We start from the raw sequence: 14,187 nt of genomic DNA on the forward strand, positions 1-14,187 counted from the left end.
TGACGGACGATTCCAGCAAGAAAACACGCATGCTGATGTTCGTGGTCAATAATCCCGCTTTTTTCCTGTCGCACCGTTTGCCCTTGGCGCAAGCCGCCCAGCGTGAAGGTTATGACGTGCATGTGGCCACCATGGATGGCCCGGCAGTGGCCGAGATCGAGCGTCACGGCCTGCATCACCATGCTTTACCCATGACGCGCAGCGGGACCAATCCCTTGCAAGAGCTGCAAACCATCTGGGCCTTGTGGCGTCTGTTTCGGCGGGAGCGTCCTGAACTGGTGCATGCAGTCACCATCAAACCTGTTCTGTACGGTGGCATTGCGGCGCGACTGGCCGGTGTGCCGGGCTTTCTAGCTGCCGTATCGGGTTTGGGTTATGTATTTACCAAGCGCGACAAGTCCTTTGATCCCGTGCGCTGGATAGCACTGCAGCTTTATCGCATAGCTTTGGGACATCCCAATAGCCGTGTGATTTTTCAAAACAGCAATGACCGTGATGTCTTGCTGGAAGATCGTGTGGTCAAACGTGACCAGTGCATCCTGATTCGTGGTTCTGGGGTAGACCTGAACGAGTTTCAGGCCGTGCCAGAGCCGGAAGGCCCGCCCGTTGCCTTGATGGTGTCACGTTTGTTGGTAGACAAGGGCGTGCGAGAGTTTGTGGAAGCTGCCCGTATCAGTGCCGCCCAAGGCAGCCCGGTGAAGTGGGTATTGGCTGGCAGTCCTGACCCTGGCAATCCCGCCAGCATCAGCGAGCAGGAATGGCAGAATTGGCAAAAGCAGGGCGTGGTGGAGTGCTTGGGTGAGCGTAGTGATATTGCGCAGCTGTACGCTCAATCACACATTGCCGTGTTGCCGTCTTATCGTGAAGGCTTGCCTAAATCCTTGGTGGAAGCCGCAGCCTGCGGGCGCGCGGTGGTTACAACGGATGTACCCGGTTGCCGGGATGCCATTGAGCCTGGAGTAACGGGTGTGCTGGTGCCAGTGCGTAATGCGCAGGCCTTGGCGGCGGCGGTGATGGAGTTGGGTGAGGATACGGCCAAGCGACAAGCCATGGGGGCGGAAAGCCGCCGTCTGGCTGAAGAGGCCTTTGATATAGGCCGCATCAGCGAGGCCCATCTGGATCTGTATCAGTATTTGAGCCGTTAAGGCTCTTTATGCCTTGGTTCAAGACCAAAGCATAAAAAATGGGCTGAGCTGTCTGCTGTGACTTGGGGCTGAATCCAAGGTTTCAGAGACAGTTCAGCCCTTTTTTTACCGCCGAGCCGCCCCAAGGCTGGTCGTCCCGGTAAAAAGTGCCCTCTTGGGGGACAGCAAGCCAAAGTTGCCGCGTGGGGGCATTTTTATACTGCGCTGGAGACTAGAGACTAGAGACTAGAGACCAGCGAGCAGGGATCTGGGTATTAGCGAACCTCCACCGCCTTAGAAAGGCAAGGCAGCATCAGGCTTCAAAGCCAACAATGCCGCACGGAATTCCCCCTGAATCCGATCCAGCGCCTCTTGGGACTGGGCCTCAAAACGCAGCACAATCACAGGCGTGGTGTTGGAGGCACGAGCCAGACCGAAGCCATCCGGATACTCGGCGCGCACACCATCAATCGTGTTGAGCTGATTGGAGCTGGGGAAGCGGCCTTCTTTTTGCAGGCGGGCAATTAAGGCATGGGGCTCGCCCTCGGCCAGAGGCAGTTTCAGTTCCGGTGTAGACAGGTCTTGCGGCAAGGCTTCCAGCTCGGCCGTAGGGTTGTCACCGCGAGAAAGGATCGCCAGCAGACGTGCGCCGGTGTACAGGCCATCGTCAAAGCCGTACCAGCCTTCCTTGAAGAACACGTGGCCGCTCATCTCGCCAGCCAGGGGTGCACCCGTTTCGGCCAGTTTGGCCTTGATCAGTGAATGGCCGGTTTGCCACATCAAGGGCTCACCACCCGCCTTGGCAATTTCCAGAGCGACGTGGCGGCTGCATTTCACGTCAAAAATAATGGTGGAGCCGGGCTCGCGTTGCAAAATATCGCGCGCATACAGGATCAACTGGCGGTCTGGCCAGATGATCTGACCGGAGCGAGTCACCACACCCAGGCGGTCGGCATCGCCGTCAAAGGCCAGGCCCACTTCGCAGTCCGTGTTTTGAACATGGGCGATCAGGTCTTGCAGATTGTGCGGCTCGGCCGGGTCTGGGTGGTGGTTGGGGAAGCTGCCATCTACATCCTCAAACAGCATGTCCACTTCGCAACCCAGGGCCTTGAACAGGCGGGCGGCTACGACGCCACCGACGCCATTGCCGCAGTCCAGGGCAATTTTCATGGGGCGGGCCAGCGTTACACGTTCTGCAATGGTGTTGACGTACAGGTCCAGCAGGTCTTTCTTTTCGTCCGTGCCTGCTTGTGGTGCTGGTTGAACCCCGGCTTGCATACGCTTCATCAAATCCTGGATGTCCTGGCCGTGCAAGGTCTTGCCAGCCATCATCATCTTGAAGCCGTTGTAATTGGATGGGTTATGGCTGCCTGTAATGGCTACGCCCGAGCCGGTTTCAAGCACATTGGCCGCAAAATAGACGACGGGGGTGGGCACCATGCCCAGATCAACGGTATTCACGCCACCTGCCTGGATGCCTTTTCGCAGGGCCAAGGACAGAGAGGGGCTGCTGTGACGGCCGTCATAGCCTACTACCAAGGTCTGGACTTTCTGCTCACGTGCCGAGGCCGCCAGGGCCAAGCCTAATTGATAGGCAAAATCTGGATTCAGTTGTTCAGGAACGGTGCCTCGGATGTCGTAGGCTTTGAATACAGCGGTCGGAAGAGCAGAAATTGGAGTCACTGTCGGATCCTGTGGAGTTAAATAAAGAAACCAGTTTAGCGCGAATGTCATCGGCTTTCGTGAGTTACCATTAAGAGCTGTAGCGCGACAGCAAGAGCGCCTGATTGTTTTTCTTGAGTGGCTTGGGTCATGACTTTTCTGAACGAACTTGAACAGCGTATTGGTCAGCAGCATGTGCTGACAGGACAATCCATGCAGCAGTACCTGGAGGATTGGCGTGGACGCTATACCGGTACTGCGTTGGCGGTGGCCCGGCCTGCAACGACGGAAGAAGTGGCCCAGGTTGTGCGTCTATGCGCGCAGCACCGCGTGCCCATCGTCCCTCAAGGCGGCAATACCGGCTTGTGCGGGGGCGCGACTCCGGACAATAGTGCGACGGCGCTGGTACTGTCTTTGGAGCGCTTGAACAAGATTCGCAGCGTGGATACTGATAACGACACCATGGTGGTGGAAGCCGGCTGCATTTTGCAAAACGTGCAGCAAGCCGCCCGCGACCATCAGCGCCTATTCCCCTTGAGCCTGGCCGCAGAAGGCAGTTGCACCATTGGTGGCAATTTGGCGACCAATGCGGGCGGCACGCAGGTTCTGCGTTACGGCAATGCCCGCGACCTGACATTGGGGCTGGAAGTCGTCACTGCTCAGGGCGAAATCCTGCATGGTCTGCTTGGCCTGCGCAAGGACAATACCGGCTACGACCTGCGCAACCTGTTCATTGGTAGCGAAGGCACCTTGGGCATCATCACCGCTGCCACCATCAAACTCTATCCCCAGCCAGTCGCTGCATGCACCGCCTTGCTGGCGCTGAACACAATTGAAGATGCCGTACAAGTGCTGGCCCTGGCCCGTCAGGGCTTGGCCGCTTCCTTGACCGGCTTTGAGCTGATTGCAGGCAACTGCTTGCAAGCGGTACTGCACTGCTACCCCGATCAACGCATGCCTTTCCAGGGGCCGGCAGAAAAAGCGGCCTGGTATGCCTTGCTGGAACTGTCCGATAGCGAAAGCCTGGAGCATGCCCGCGAGCGTTTTGAGAGCGTGATCGGTCTGGCTCTGGAGCAAGATTTGGTGCAAGACGCCGTTATTGCCGAGACCATCGCACAAAGCAAGGCGCTCTGGCACTTGCGTGAAAGTATTCCCCTGGCTGAAAAAGCCTATGGGAAAAGCATCAAGCATGATGTGTCCATTCCCGTGTCTGTGATGTCCCAGTTCGTGCATGAGACGGACAAGGCCTTGCAGGAAGCCTTCCCCGGTCTGGAAAACGTGACGTTCGGGCATTTGGGCGACGGCAATCTGCACTACAACGTGGCGCGCGGCACCGCCTTCACGGAAGAAGAGCTGCTCAAGCGTCAGGACGAGATTTACGCCCTGGTGCATGACAGCGTGCACCGCTTCAATGGTTCGATCAGCGCCGAGCATGGTGTGGGTCAACTCAAACGCCAACTGCTGCCACGTTATAAAGATCCCGTTTCCCTGACCTTGATGAAGCAGATCAAGATGGCACTGGATCCGTTGGGGATCATGAACCCCGGTAAGGTATTGCCCGACTGATTGAAGTTACTTGGTGTGTAGATGTTTTTTCGTCCTTATATCGTTGCCAGTGCCGTCTTGTTTACTGTTTTGGGAATCGTCGCGGCCGTGACGATGGGTTCGGCAACGGATCTGTCTCTCAGCGCCTATTTCTATGACACGCAAGTCCAGGATTTTTCCTGGCGTTTGCAGCCTTTTGTGGATTTGTTCGGGCGCAGATTGGTCTGGTTCGTCCCCTTTGGCGGCGCGGTGATATGGACGATTGTGGCGTGGCGGCAGCCCAGGGGCTCCCGCCGCCAATTGGCCTGGGCGGGGGCGGCTTTTTTCATGGGTAGTGGCCCGTTAATGGTCGGCGTGCTGAAACATCTGACCGCCATGCCAAGGCCCTTTAATCTGGCCATGTTCGGTGGCACAGAATCCATGCCTGCCTACTTTTGGGCGCATTCCTGGGCTGAGGCCGGCAATGCCTTGCCCAGCGCTCATGCCGCATCCGGTTTTGTGCTCCTGTCCCTGTTCTTTGTAGGCCTCATGACAGGCTGCCGCAAATTGGCCGCCGGGGGCTTTGTACTGGGTATCAGCGCCGGTTTGCTGTTCGGCTTTTTGCGTATCATGCAGGGCTACCATTTTCTTAGCCAGGTGCTGGCTTCGGGCGCTGTGCTGGGACTGTATGGCTGCGTGCTGTTTTATATCTTGTGGTCTTGGGCCAGACATAAGCAATTGCCTGCCTAGTGGCTCTATGAATCTGCAAAAGGGGACTTCAAGTCCCTTTTTTGTTTTTGCGAGCCTGTTTCTATAGGCCTTACGTAACAACACCCCGAAGCCAGGTAGCGGCTGCGGGGTGTTGTTCACAAGCAAGCGTCTCTTGCTAATCAGACCTTCGCAGGTTTGGGTGCCTTGAGCTTAAGGCACGGCAGGCAGTACACGTCCGGCGCATTCACCAAAAGACAGGGTTGGGTAGCCTTCTTGACGGCACAGGCCCTTCAAGATGATCTCGTCCTGATCTTCCAGGAATTTGCGCTGTTCGCCCCAAGGCAGATCAATGGGGTTCTTGCCGCCCTGGTTCATTTCCAGCAAGGAGCCTTCCTGACCCTTGGCCGGGCCGGACAAGGTGCCGGTGCCCAGCAGGTCGCCGGTTTGCAGGTTGCAGCCGTTGACGCTGTGGTGGGCGACCAGTTGGGCCACGGTCCAATAGGCTTCCTTGAAGTTGCTACGCGAGAGCAGAGCCGGGTCTTTCTTTTGCTGACGAGACTGCTCAGTGCTCAGGTACACCTCCAATTCCACGTCCAGAACGCCACTTTCTTGGTTGGCCTGATCCTGCAAATAAGGTAGAGGCTGAGGATCGGATTCAGGACGACTGAACGGGCGACGGAAGGGAGCCAGGGCTTCCAGTGTCACGACCCAGGGGGAGATCGTCGAGGCAAAGTTCTTGGCCAGGAAAGGGCCCAAAGGCTGGTATTCCCAGGCTTGCAGATCGCGTGCCGACCAGTCATTGAACAGGCACAGACCAAAAACGTGTTCGTCTGCCTGACCGATAGGGATACGGTGACCAGCTTCGTTGCCTTTGCCAATCAGAATGCCCATTTCCAGTTCAAAGTCTAGGCGCTGGCAAGGACCAAAGTTGGGCTGCTCCTGCCCCTCGGGTGGGCGGGTCTGGCCGACGGGGCGCGGGAACTGCTGGCCGGATACCCCAATGCTGGAGGCGCGGCCATGGTAGCCGATAGGCACCCACTTGTAGTTGGGCAGCAAGGGCGCATCGGGGCGGAACTGTTTGCCCACCGCCGTTGCGTGGTGCACGGAAATGTAGAAGTCGGTGTAGTCGCCAATCTGGGCGGGCAGGGCGTATTCCAGCTTGCTGCGTTCGATCAGCATGGGGCGCAGACGTGATTCGGCCGAGGAGCCCTGACGCAAGTCGTGCGACAAGGCGGCACGCAGTGCGCTCCAATATTCCTGACCCAAGGCCATCAGGCCATTCAGTGCCGGTTTGACGCAAGCGGCCAGAGCGTCGGCGGCTTTGCCGTGCCAGGGGGTATCGCAGGCCAGCAGGCCCAGGTCCAGCGCGTAAGGGCCAATGGCCACCATGACGCGGAAGTCTTCCTGACTGTCACGGCGACGGGCCACGGCAAAGGGCAGGTTCTGGATGGGGAAACCGTTATCGGCCTCGTTGGCGCCGGGCACCCAGCTTTGCAGCTTGGGGTCGTGAGTGTCATTCAGATAAGGTCGGGTCATGCCTTTTGTTCCGTAGAGAAGTGTTTTTCCAGTCCGTCCCAGACGGCGTCGTAATTGGCTTGCAGACTGCCGCTTTGCAAGGCCTGTGGCGAGGGGCGGATGACTTTGCGGGTCTCGAACATAAAGGCCATGGTACCGCGCAGATAGTCTGCCTTGCTCAAGTCCGCACTGCTGGCCTTGTCGAAGGTGTTGGCGTCGGGGCCATGCGGGCTCATGCAATTGTGCAGGCTGGAGCCGCCGGGTGCAAAGCCATCGGCCTTGGCATCGTACACACCCTGGATCAGGCCCATGAATTCGCTGGCGAAGTTACGGTGGAACCACGGTGGGCGGAAGGTGTTTTCCATGGCCAGAATGCGTGGTGGGAAAATCGCAAAGTCCAGGTTGGCCGTGCCGGGGGTATCGGAGGGTGAGGTCAATACGCTGAAAATGCAGGGATCGGGGTGATCGTAGCTGATCGAGCCGATCACGTTGAAGTCGCGTAAATCGTATTTGTAGGGGGCGTGCGTGCCATGCCAGGCCACCACGTCCAGCGGCGAGTGCGTCAGTTGCGCAACCCAGAAGCCGCCTGTGAATTTGGTGACCAGCTCATGCGGCGCGCTGACATCTTCGTACCAGGCCACCGGCGTTTTGAAGTCGCGGGCATTGGCCAGGCCGTTGGAGCCGATCGGGCCCAGTTCGGGCAAGCGCAAAGGCGCACCGAAGTTTTCAAGCAGATAGCCGCGGGCCACATCGTCCAGCAACTCTACCTTGAAGCGTACGCCACGCGGCATGACGGCAATCTCGCAAGGCTCGATTTCCATGATGCCCAGTTCGCTGACCAGACGCAGGCGGCCCTGTTCAGGCACGAACATCATTTCGGCGTCGGCGTTGTAGAACACGCGCCGACCCATGGACTGGTTGATGGCGTACAGATGGATGGCAACGCCGCTTTGCGAGTCGCTGCTGCCATTGCCCGCCCAGGTATGGACACCGGCCAGAAAATCGGTGGGTGTGGTGGGCAGATTCAGTGGGCTCCAGCGCAGGCGATTGGGGTTGGCCGGGCCCTGGCCGAAGTTTTCATTCCAGTGGGAAGCGCCTTCAAATGCCGTAAATGCCCCTTGCTTGGCGCTGGGGCGAATGCGGTACAGCCAGGAGCGGCGGTTATCGGCGCGTGGTGCGGTAAAGGCCGTGCCGGACAACTGCTCGGCATACAGTCCGTACGGGCAGCGCTGTGGCGAGTTGCGTCCCAGCGGTAGCGCACCGGGCAGAGCCTCGGTGGCAAAGGCGTTACCAAAACCAATCTGATAATTCAAAGAGCTCATTAGGGGTCTCCAGATTCAGGCAGCCTGCTCCAGGCAGGTCTGGCGGGCAGCATCCAAGGCTTGCTTGATCACATCCAGCGAGCCGACATGATTGCACAGCAAAAGCACCAAAGCGGCATTCATGGCATGGCTTTGTGCCGTGCTCAGACCTTGGTGGGCATCGATCAACATTTGGTAGAAATCGTCCGCCCGTTCCAGGGGGGTATCGGTATTCAGTGTAGACATGAAGCACTCTCCAGGAAATGGCCACAGGCTTTATGCAAGGCAGCCTGGACAGCTTGCCCATCCAGATGACGCCAGCGGGCGCACAGGTGTTGGTCGGGGCGAATCAGATAGCAGGAGCCGGGCTGGGCGTCGTAACGCTGACGCAGCATATCCTGGCTGTCGATGATGCCACCCTGGGCCTGGGCGGCGATGGTGCCAGCGGGCCAGACGCGCAGGCGGGTCAAGAGACCTTGGGCGACCAGTTCTTCTAGCGCTTCAGACTGGCTGGCCTGGCCTTCGCCAAACTCCAGCAGCGTGAAGCCGTTACCCAATTGACCCAGCCACCAGCCTTGCTGACCGTTTTGCTCGATAGGCGCGTCGGGGACGCAGGCGCCCAGTGGCGTAGCCTTGGCGGAAAACTCGTGTGTGTCAGCCGTATTCAAGGGGCTGTCCGGGTAGGCGCTGGGCAAGGACAGGCGGCCGCTATTAACCAGTACACGGGCAAAGGCGTGGCGACGCGCCAGAATCAGGGCCGCATCACGGAACAGACGGCTGACTTCGCTTTTAGGTGTAATGAAATCGGTTGAACGGCTGGAGTGGCGGATGTTCTCGTCCGCGGCCAACTCGCGTTCATGGCTGTAGCTGTCCAGCAAGCTGTCGGGAGCCTGGGCATTCAGAACCAGATTCAGCTTCCAGGCCAGGTTGTCGGCGTCCTGGATACCGCTATTGGCACCGCGTGCGCCAAAGGGCGAGACACGGTGGGCCGAGTCTCCGGCAAACAGAATACGGCCATGGCGAAAGCGCTCCATGCGCTCGCAGGCAAAGGTGTAAATGCTGACCCATTCCAGCTCAAAGGGGGCGTCGGCACCCAGGAGGGCGCGAATGCGGGGCAGCACGTTTTCGGGTTTGACGGCTTCCACCGGGTCGGCATCCCAGCCCAATTGGAAGTCGATACGCCAGACATTGTCCGGCTGGCTGTGCAGCAGAACAGATTGATTGGGATGGAAGGGCGGATCAAACCAGAACCAGCGCTCGGCGGGGAAGTCGGCCTGCATGCGCACGTCTGCAATCAGGAAACGGTCCTTGAACACACGCCCGCTGCTGCTTTCACCCAAGGCACGGCGAATGGCCGAGCGCGAGCCATCGCAGGCCAGCAACCATTCCGCTTCCAGCGTGTAATTGCCTTGCTGGGTTTCTACCTCCAGATGCACGCCTTCTGCCTGGTTCATCACGTTCAGCACTTTATGACCGGAACGCAACTCGATCAGAGGCTGGGCGCAGACGGCTTCGTAGAGATAGCCTTCGCAGTAATACTGCTGCAAATTGATAAAGGCGGGGCGCTGGTGGCCTTCTTCGGGCCGCAAATTGAAGCTCCAGACTTCCTGGTTGCGGAAAAAAACCTTGCCCACATTCCAGGACACGCCCTTGTCCATCATGCGCGAGCCCACGCCCAATCGGTCCCAGATATCCAGGGTGCGTTTGGCAAAGCAAATGGCCCGCGATCCTTTGGACAGCGTAGTGTCGTCATCCAGAATCACGACCCGGTGGCCTTTGGCCGCCAGATCCAGGGCCATGGTCAGCCCCACCGGGCCGGCACCCACCACCACAACAGGGTGGCGGGCATGGGTAGCCGGTGGGGGCGCTTGCGTCAGCTCCAGGGTCTGGTAATTAATGTCTCCCATCTTCTTTCTCCCTGGCCTTGCGTCTTACTGACCTTCGAGCTGTTTCCACATTTCCAGATCGCGCTCGGCGGTCCAGATGCGTGGGTCTTCGTGGCCGTTGACTTCGTCGTAGGCACGGGATACGTCAAAGGGCATGCAGTGATCAAAAATGACCCAGTCTGCGTAGCGAGGCTTCATGAAATCGTAGGTTTCGCGGTAAATGGTCTTCAGATCTTTACCGGCTGCTGCACCTTGCTGCACGCTGGAGTACAGGTCTGTCAAGAACGCGCGTGTGCCGGCCAGCGCCTGACGCACTTCGGTGGCGTTCTTCAGTGCCGGGCCACGGCCAGGAACCATTTGTTCGGCTTTGAAGTCACCCAGACGGTCCAATGTGCGGGGCCATTCGCGGAAGTAGCAGTCGCCTGCGTACGGGGTGGATTGGTATTCAACCAGGTCACCGGCGAACAGGATTTTCTGCTTGGGCAGCCAGGCAATGGTGTCGCCCTTGGTGTGGCCACGACCCACTTGCATCAGGTGCACTTCCAGATTGCCCAGGTCCACGGTCATGTGACCCTCAAAGGTCATGGTGGGCCAGGTCAGGCCGGGAGGAATGGACTCGGCGTTGCGGAACAGGCGGGGGAACCGACCGATTTCGCTGGCCTTGTCTTGCTCGCCACGCTCCACGATCAGGTCGTAAGTGTCGCGGCTGGCCAGGATTTCCTGGGCATCGTAGGCCGAGGCGCCCAGCACGCGTACAGCGTGGTAGTGCGACAGCAGCACATATTTGATGGGTTTGTCGCTGACTTCGCGGATGCGACGAATAACGTCTTCAGCCATGACAGGTGTGGCCTGGGTGTCGATCACCATAATGGCCTCGTCACCAATGATGATGCCCGTGTTGGGATCACCCTCCGCCGTGTAGGCGTAGGCGTTCTCGGACAGTTTCTCAAAGGCAACGATTTTGTCTTCCAGGTCGTTATGCGAGGCGAAGGACTTGCTCATGAAAATGACTCCACAGTCGATAGGGATGGTGTCAGATTAGTTTATGGTGAATCAGTTAGATATAGGTGAATACCTGAATAGGGTGGGTTCAATTGAAGAAAGGCAGACGAGCGTCTGCCTGCCGGAATCGGCATCAGACGCTGTCAAAAAGAAGGGGGCGGGGGCTTAGCGGCGCTGGCAGCGCGAGCAGTAATAGGTCGCGCGCTGGCCTTGGACGATTCGTTTGATAGGCTGTTGACAGCGTGGGCAGGGTTTGCCGGCACGCTCATACACATTGGCGTGAATGTCGAAGTACGCGCCCGGTTCACCACTGGCATTGACGTAATCGCGCAAGGTGCTGCCCCCGGAGTCCAGGGCGGATTGCAAGGTGCTCAGGATGGCCGAGTGCAGTTTTTCGCAGCGATGCAAGGAAACTTCACCGGCGGGCAGTTCGGGGTGAATACCGGCCAGGAACAAGGATTCGGAAGCGTAGATATTGCCGACTCCCACCACAATCTTGCCGCCCAGCAGGGCCTGTTTGATGGCGACGCGCCGCCCTTGCAGGTGTCGGTGCAGATACTCGGGGGTGAACAAGGGATCGAAAGGCTCTACACCTAAAGTACGTAGCAAAAGGTGGTTTTCCAGAGGGCCGTCCTTATGGGCGTGCCATAATATCGCACCAAATCGTCGTGGGTCGTGCAGCAGGAAGCGGGCCTCATCAAAGATCCATTCCGCATGATCATGCTTGCGGCGTTCTTCATCCAGATCCACACGACGCAAGGAGCCGGACATTCCTAAATGGATGATCTGGACACCTTGTTCAAAATGCAACAACAAGTATTTGCCTCGACGCGTGCAATTCTGGACGGCCTGGCCTTCAATCCATTGCGGCAAGGAGGCAGGCACGGGCCAGCGCAAACGGGGCTCGTGAACCAGGAATTGTCGGACATTTTTTCCCTGGATAACCGTCGCAATTCCGCGACGAGTTGTTTCAACTTCTGGCAGTTCAGGCATGGGGGGGTGATACCATCAACAAATCTGATTCCTTTATTGTGCCATCGGGCGTTTTGTCGCGCGTATCAGGGCACGGGTTTTTCTGGATGAATGCTCTGACCTTAGCACTAAAGCTGGGCCTGATGTCGTTGCTTGCAGCGGTTTCGGTGCAAGCACAACCATCTCTTCCCATACTCAAGGCGGAGCCGCCTGCAGACACCATCCGTTTGCGTAGTGGGCAATTGCCTCTGGTCGGCCTGACCCCGGATATTCTGTATCGTATTCTGGTTGCTGAAATCGCCGCAACGCGTGGTGAATATGATGTTGCCAGTCAGACCTTTCTGTCTTTGGCGCGTGACACCAGCGATCCTCGGCTGGCTCAAAATGCCTTTCAATATGCGATGGCCGACCGTGATTTAGGTCGTGCCTTGCGTGCCGCCAAAGAATGGGCCTTGCTGGCCCCCAATGATCCTGAAGCCAAGGCGACCGCTTTGGCTCTGGAAGCCTCCAGCGGTCAGACCGAAGGCTTGGCCGATGCCTTGTGGCTGCGTATCTCTCGCGCCCAGGATAAAGAGCAGGCCGTGGTGCAGGCCATGAGCATGGTCAGCAAAATGGTGGATCGGCGTTTGGCATTGGAAGTGCTGGACAAGGCTTTGCAGCAGCCCGTGCGTTCCTTGCCTATTGCTCGCTTGGCTTTGGCTGACACGGCCTGGAGCGCCGGGGACATTAACCGGGCCGAGCGCGAAGCGCGCGAAGCCCTGAAACTGGATCCGCATTCCGAAGCCGCCGCACAACGCGTGCTGGAATACGGCATCAAGGTTGATCCTTCGGCTGCCTTGCAAAGTGCCCGCGCGTTTGTACGAGACAACCCGGACAGTCGCAAGCTGCAACTGTTGCTGGCCAACCGCCTGGTGGAACGTCAGCAGTTTGATGAGGCCCAGGCTATTGTCGGCGCCTTGCAGCGAGCGAATCCCGAGGATTTTGATCTGCTGTATACCCAGGCTGAAATCCATATTCGCGCCAAGGAGTTTGATCAGGCCCGCAAACTGCTGGAGCAATATATTGCGGTTCAGCAGCAGCGCCGTCAGTCTCTGAATGATGCGGTCAACACCGCCTTGGCCAGTATTTCTGAAGCCCGCTTGTCTTTGGTGCAAATCGCCGAAGCGCAGGGCGACATGAACGAAGCTATTCGCCAGCTGGACTTGATTGAAGAGCCTGCCCTGCGTTTCCAGGCCCAGATTCATAAAGCCGTGCTGCAGGCCCGCCAAGGCAATCTCCCACAAGCACGTCATACCCTGGAGAACTCCCGTCCACGCGACATGAGTGAGCAGGTTGTCGTGGCCTTGACGTACTCCTCTATCTATCAGGATAGCGGTCGTACCGACCAGGCGCTGGAAGTGCTGGAGCGCGCTGATCGTGAGTTGCCCGACAGTGCCGAGATCAAATACAACCTGGCCATGCTGTACGAGCAACGCGCCAAGCATGACAAGTTTGAAACCTTGATGCGTCGTGTGATCGAGCTGCGCCCGGATCATGCCAATGCGTATAACGCCTTGGGCTACACCTATGCGGATCAGAATCGCCGTATGGACGAGGCTCAGGATTTGCTGGAACGCGCCATGGAGCTGGAGCCAGACAATCCTTATATTCTGGATAGCGTAGGTTGGTATTTGTTCCGTGTAGGCGATCTGCAAGCTGCGCTGGAGTATTTGCAACGTTCCTACGAGCGCCTGCCTGAAGCGGATGTTGCTGCCCATTTGGGCGAGGTGCTTTGGGTAAAAGGCCGTCGCGATGATGCCATGCTGGTATTTCGGGCCGGCCTGAGCAAAGATGCTGAAAACCGAACTTTGAAAGAAACCATCAAGCGTCTGGGAGTACCGCTGCCGTGAGTATCTTGAAACAGCGGGTCTGGATCCGAGCAGGGGCCTTGGCCCTGATTGCTTTGTTAAGCGCTTGTGCGACCCCTCCCAAACCTGAAACAGGCAGCGCCACCGATGCGACTCAGGCAGCGAGCTCTTTGTCTCGTTCCGGCCGCTTTGCGCTGAGTGTGACTCACTCCAGTTCGCAGGTTGAAGCGGTGCAGGGGGGCTTTTCCTGGCGTGATGATGGTCGCAAACTGATGCTGGACCTGAGCAATCCTTTGGGCAATACCTTGGCACGCGTCTGGGTGCTGCCAGGTCAGGCCCTGCTGGAGCGCACGGATGGCAGTCAGGAAGTAGCGACCCATCCGGATGCGCTGGTTGAGAAGGTCCTGGGCAGCCCTGTTCCTGTGGCGGGCTTGCGTGACTGGCTGCATGGCCGCACGGGCAGTGCCCCCGTTCAAAGTGAACGCAGGGACGATCAGCAAAAACTGAGCGGTTTCGAGCAGTCCGGCTGGCGTGTGACGCTGTCGCGTTACGACGAACAAGGTCCGCGCCTGCTGCAATTGAATCGTCATGAAGCCAACCGCTCCATCAGCGTGCGCTTGGTTGTGGACCAGTAAAGTCCGAG

At 58.2% G+C, this 14,187-nt stretch carries 12 protein-coding genes; 5 read left to right on the top strand and 7 right to left on the bottom strand.

Translation table 11 applies throughout. The annotated features are described in order from the left end of the window. Window positions 1–29: 29 nt before the first annotated feature. Window positions 30–1,145, top strand: coding sequence for a glycosyltransferase family 4 protein (locus CPY64_RS19275; protein WP_042483550.1), 1,116 nt, complete (start codon window positions 30–32; stop codon window positions 1,143–1,145). Window positions 1,146–1,418: 273 nt separating this feature from the next. Here CPY64_RS19275 and CPY64_RS01700 read toward each other — a convergent pair whose 3' ends face one another. Continuing rightward, window positions 1,419–2,807: a phosphomannomutase/phosphoglucomutase gene (locus tag CPY64_RS01700; protein ID WP_042482988.1), complete on the bottom strand. Its 1,389-nt coding sequence runs from the start codon at window positions 2,805–2,807 to the stop codon at window positions 1,419–1,421. A 129-nt stretch (window positions 2,808–2,936) separates the two neighbouring features. On the opposite strand from CPY64_RS01700, the gene CPY64_RS01705 reads away from it, so the two are divergent. After that, on the top strand, window positions 2,937–4,352 hold the full coding sequence (locus tag CPY64_RS01705; protein ID WP_042482991.1) for an FAD-binding oxidoreductase: 1,416 nt from the start codon (window positions 2,937–2,939) through the stop codon (window positions 4,350–4,352). Window positions 4,353–4,373: 21 nt separating this feature from the next. Next, complete coding sequence (locus CPY64_RS01710) at window positions 4,374–5,060, top strand: phosphatase PAP2 family protein (RefSeq protein ID WP_042482994.1); 687 nt, start codon at window positions 4,374–4,376, stop codon at window positions 5,058–5,060. A gap of 171 nt (window positions 5,061–5,231) precedes the next feature. Here the strand turns inward: CPY64_RS01710 and fahA are convergent, their stop codons facing one another. The 6 genes from fahA to mutM form a co-directional block, all read right to left on the bottom strand. Continuing rightward, a complete protein-coding gene (gene fahA / locus CPY64_RS01715; protein WP_042482998.1) occupies window positions 5,232–6,557 on the bottom strand; it encodes a fumarylacetoacetase in 1,326 nt (441 codons plus the stop codon). Further along, complete coding sequence (gene hmgA / locus CPY64_RS01720; protein ID WP_042483003.1) at window positions 6,554–7,858, bottom strand: homogentisate 1,2-dioxygenase; 1,305 nt, start codon at window positions 7,856–7,858, stop codon at window positions 6,554–6,556. Before hmgA ends, fahA begins: the two co-directional genes overlap by 4 nt. Window positions 7,859–7,873: 15 nt before the next feature. Further along, a complete protein-coding gene (locus tag CPY64_RS01725) occupies window positions 7,874–8,083 on the bottom strand; it encodes a DUF2783 domain-containing protein (RefSeq protein WP_009461092.1) in 210 nt (69 codons plus the stop codon). After that, on the bottom strand, window positions 8,071–9,744 hold the full coding sequence (locus tag CPY64_RS01730) for an FAD-dependent oxidoreductase (RefSeq protein WP_042483007.1): 1,674 nt from the start codon (window positions 9,742–9,744) through the stop codon (window positions 8,071–8,073). The genes CPY64_RS01725 and CPY64_RS01730 overlap by 13 nt, the downstream gene beginning before the upstream one ends. A gap of 24 nt (window positions 9,745–9,768) precedes the next feature. After that, on the bottom strand, window positions 9,769–10,725 hold the full coding sequence (locus CPY64_RS01735) for an MBL fold metallo-hydrolase (protein ID WP_042483010.1): 957 nt from the start codon (window positions 10,723–10,725) through the stop codon (window positions 9,769–9,771). Between the two features lie 165 nt (window positions 10,726–10,890). Further along, window positions 10,891–11,718, bottom strand: a complete 828-nt coding sequence (mutM, locus tag CPY64_RS01740) for a bifunctional DNA-formamidopyrimidine glycosylase/DNA-(apurinic or apyrimidinic site) lyase (protein WP_042483013.1) — start codon at window positions 11,716–11,718, stop codon at window positions 10,891–10,893. A gap of 122 nt (window positions 11,719–11,840) precedes the next feature. On the opposite strand from mutM, the gene CPY64_RS01745 reads away from it, so the two are divergent. Both CPY64_RS01745 and CPY64_RS01750 read left to right on the top strand, forming a co-directional pair. Further along, entirely contained in the window at window positions 11,841–13,586 is a 1,746-nt protein-coding gene (locus CPY64_RS01745; protein ID WP_223254095.1) for a tetratricopeptide repeat protein, read from the top strand. Then, window positions 13,583–14,179, top strand: coding sequence for an outer membrane lipoprotein LolB (locus CPY64_RS01750; RefSeq protein WP_042483017.1), 597 nt, complete (start codon window positions 13,583–13,585; stop codon window positions 14,177–14,179). Before CPY64_RS01745 ends, CPY64_RS01750 begins: the two co-directional genes overlap by 4 nt. Window positions 14,180–14,187: the final 8 nt, after the last annotated feature.

It is taken from the genome of Alcaligenes faecalis (assembly GCF_002443155.1).
Lineage (GTDB): Bacteria > Pseudomonadota > Gammaproteobacteria > Burkholderiales > Burkholderiaceae_B > Alcaligenes > Alcaligenes faecalis.

Bases quoted from the DNA above. Each gene is read 5' to 3' on its own strand.
- CPY64_RS19275 (WP_042483550.1), top strand. From the start codon at position 30: ATGCTGATGTTCGTGGTCAATAATCCCGCTTTTTTCCTGTCGCACCGT.
- CPY64_RS01705 (WP_042482991.1), top strand. From the start codon at position 2,937: ATGACTTTTCTGAACGAACTTGAACAGCGTATTGGTCAGCAGCATGTG.
- CPY64_RS01710 (WP_042482994.1), top strand. From the start codon at position 4,374: ATGTTTTTTCGTCCTTATATCGTTGCCAGTGCCGTCTTGTTTACTGTT.
- fahA (WP_042482998.1), bottom strand. From the start codon at position 6,557: ATGACCCGACCTTATCTGAATGACACTCACGACCCCAAGCTGCAAAGC.
- hmgA (WP_042483003.1), bottom strand. From the start codon at position 7,858: ATGAGCTCTTTGAATTATCAGATTGGTTTTGGTAACGCCTTTGCCACC.
- CPY64_RS01725 (WP_009461092.1), bottom strand. From the start codon at position 8,083: ATGTCTACACTGAATACCGATACCCCCCTGGAACGGGCGGACGATTTC.
- CPY64_RS01730 (WP_042483007.1), bottom strand. From the start codon at position 9,744: ATGGGAGACATTAATTACCAGACCCTGGAGCTGACGCAAGCGCCCCCA.
- CPY64_RS01735 (WP_042483010.1), bottom strand. From the start codon at position 10,725: ATGAGCAAGTCCTTCGCCTCGCATAACGACCTGGAAGACAAAATCGTT.
- mutM (WP_042483013.1), bottom strand. From the start codon at position 11,718: ATGCCTGAACTGCCAGAAGTTGAAACAACTCGTCGCGGAATTGCGACG.
- CPY64_RS01745 (WP_223254095.1), top strand. From the start codon at position 11,841: ATGTCGTTGCTTGCAGCGGTTTCGGTGCAAGCACAACCATCTCTTCCC.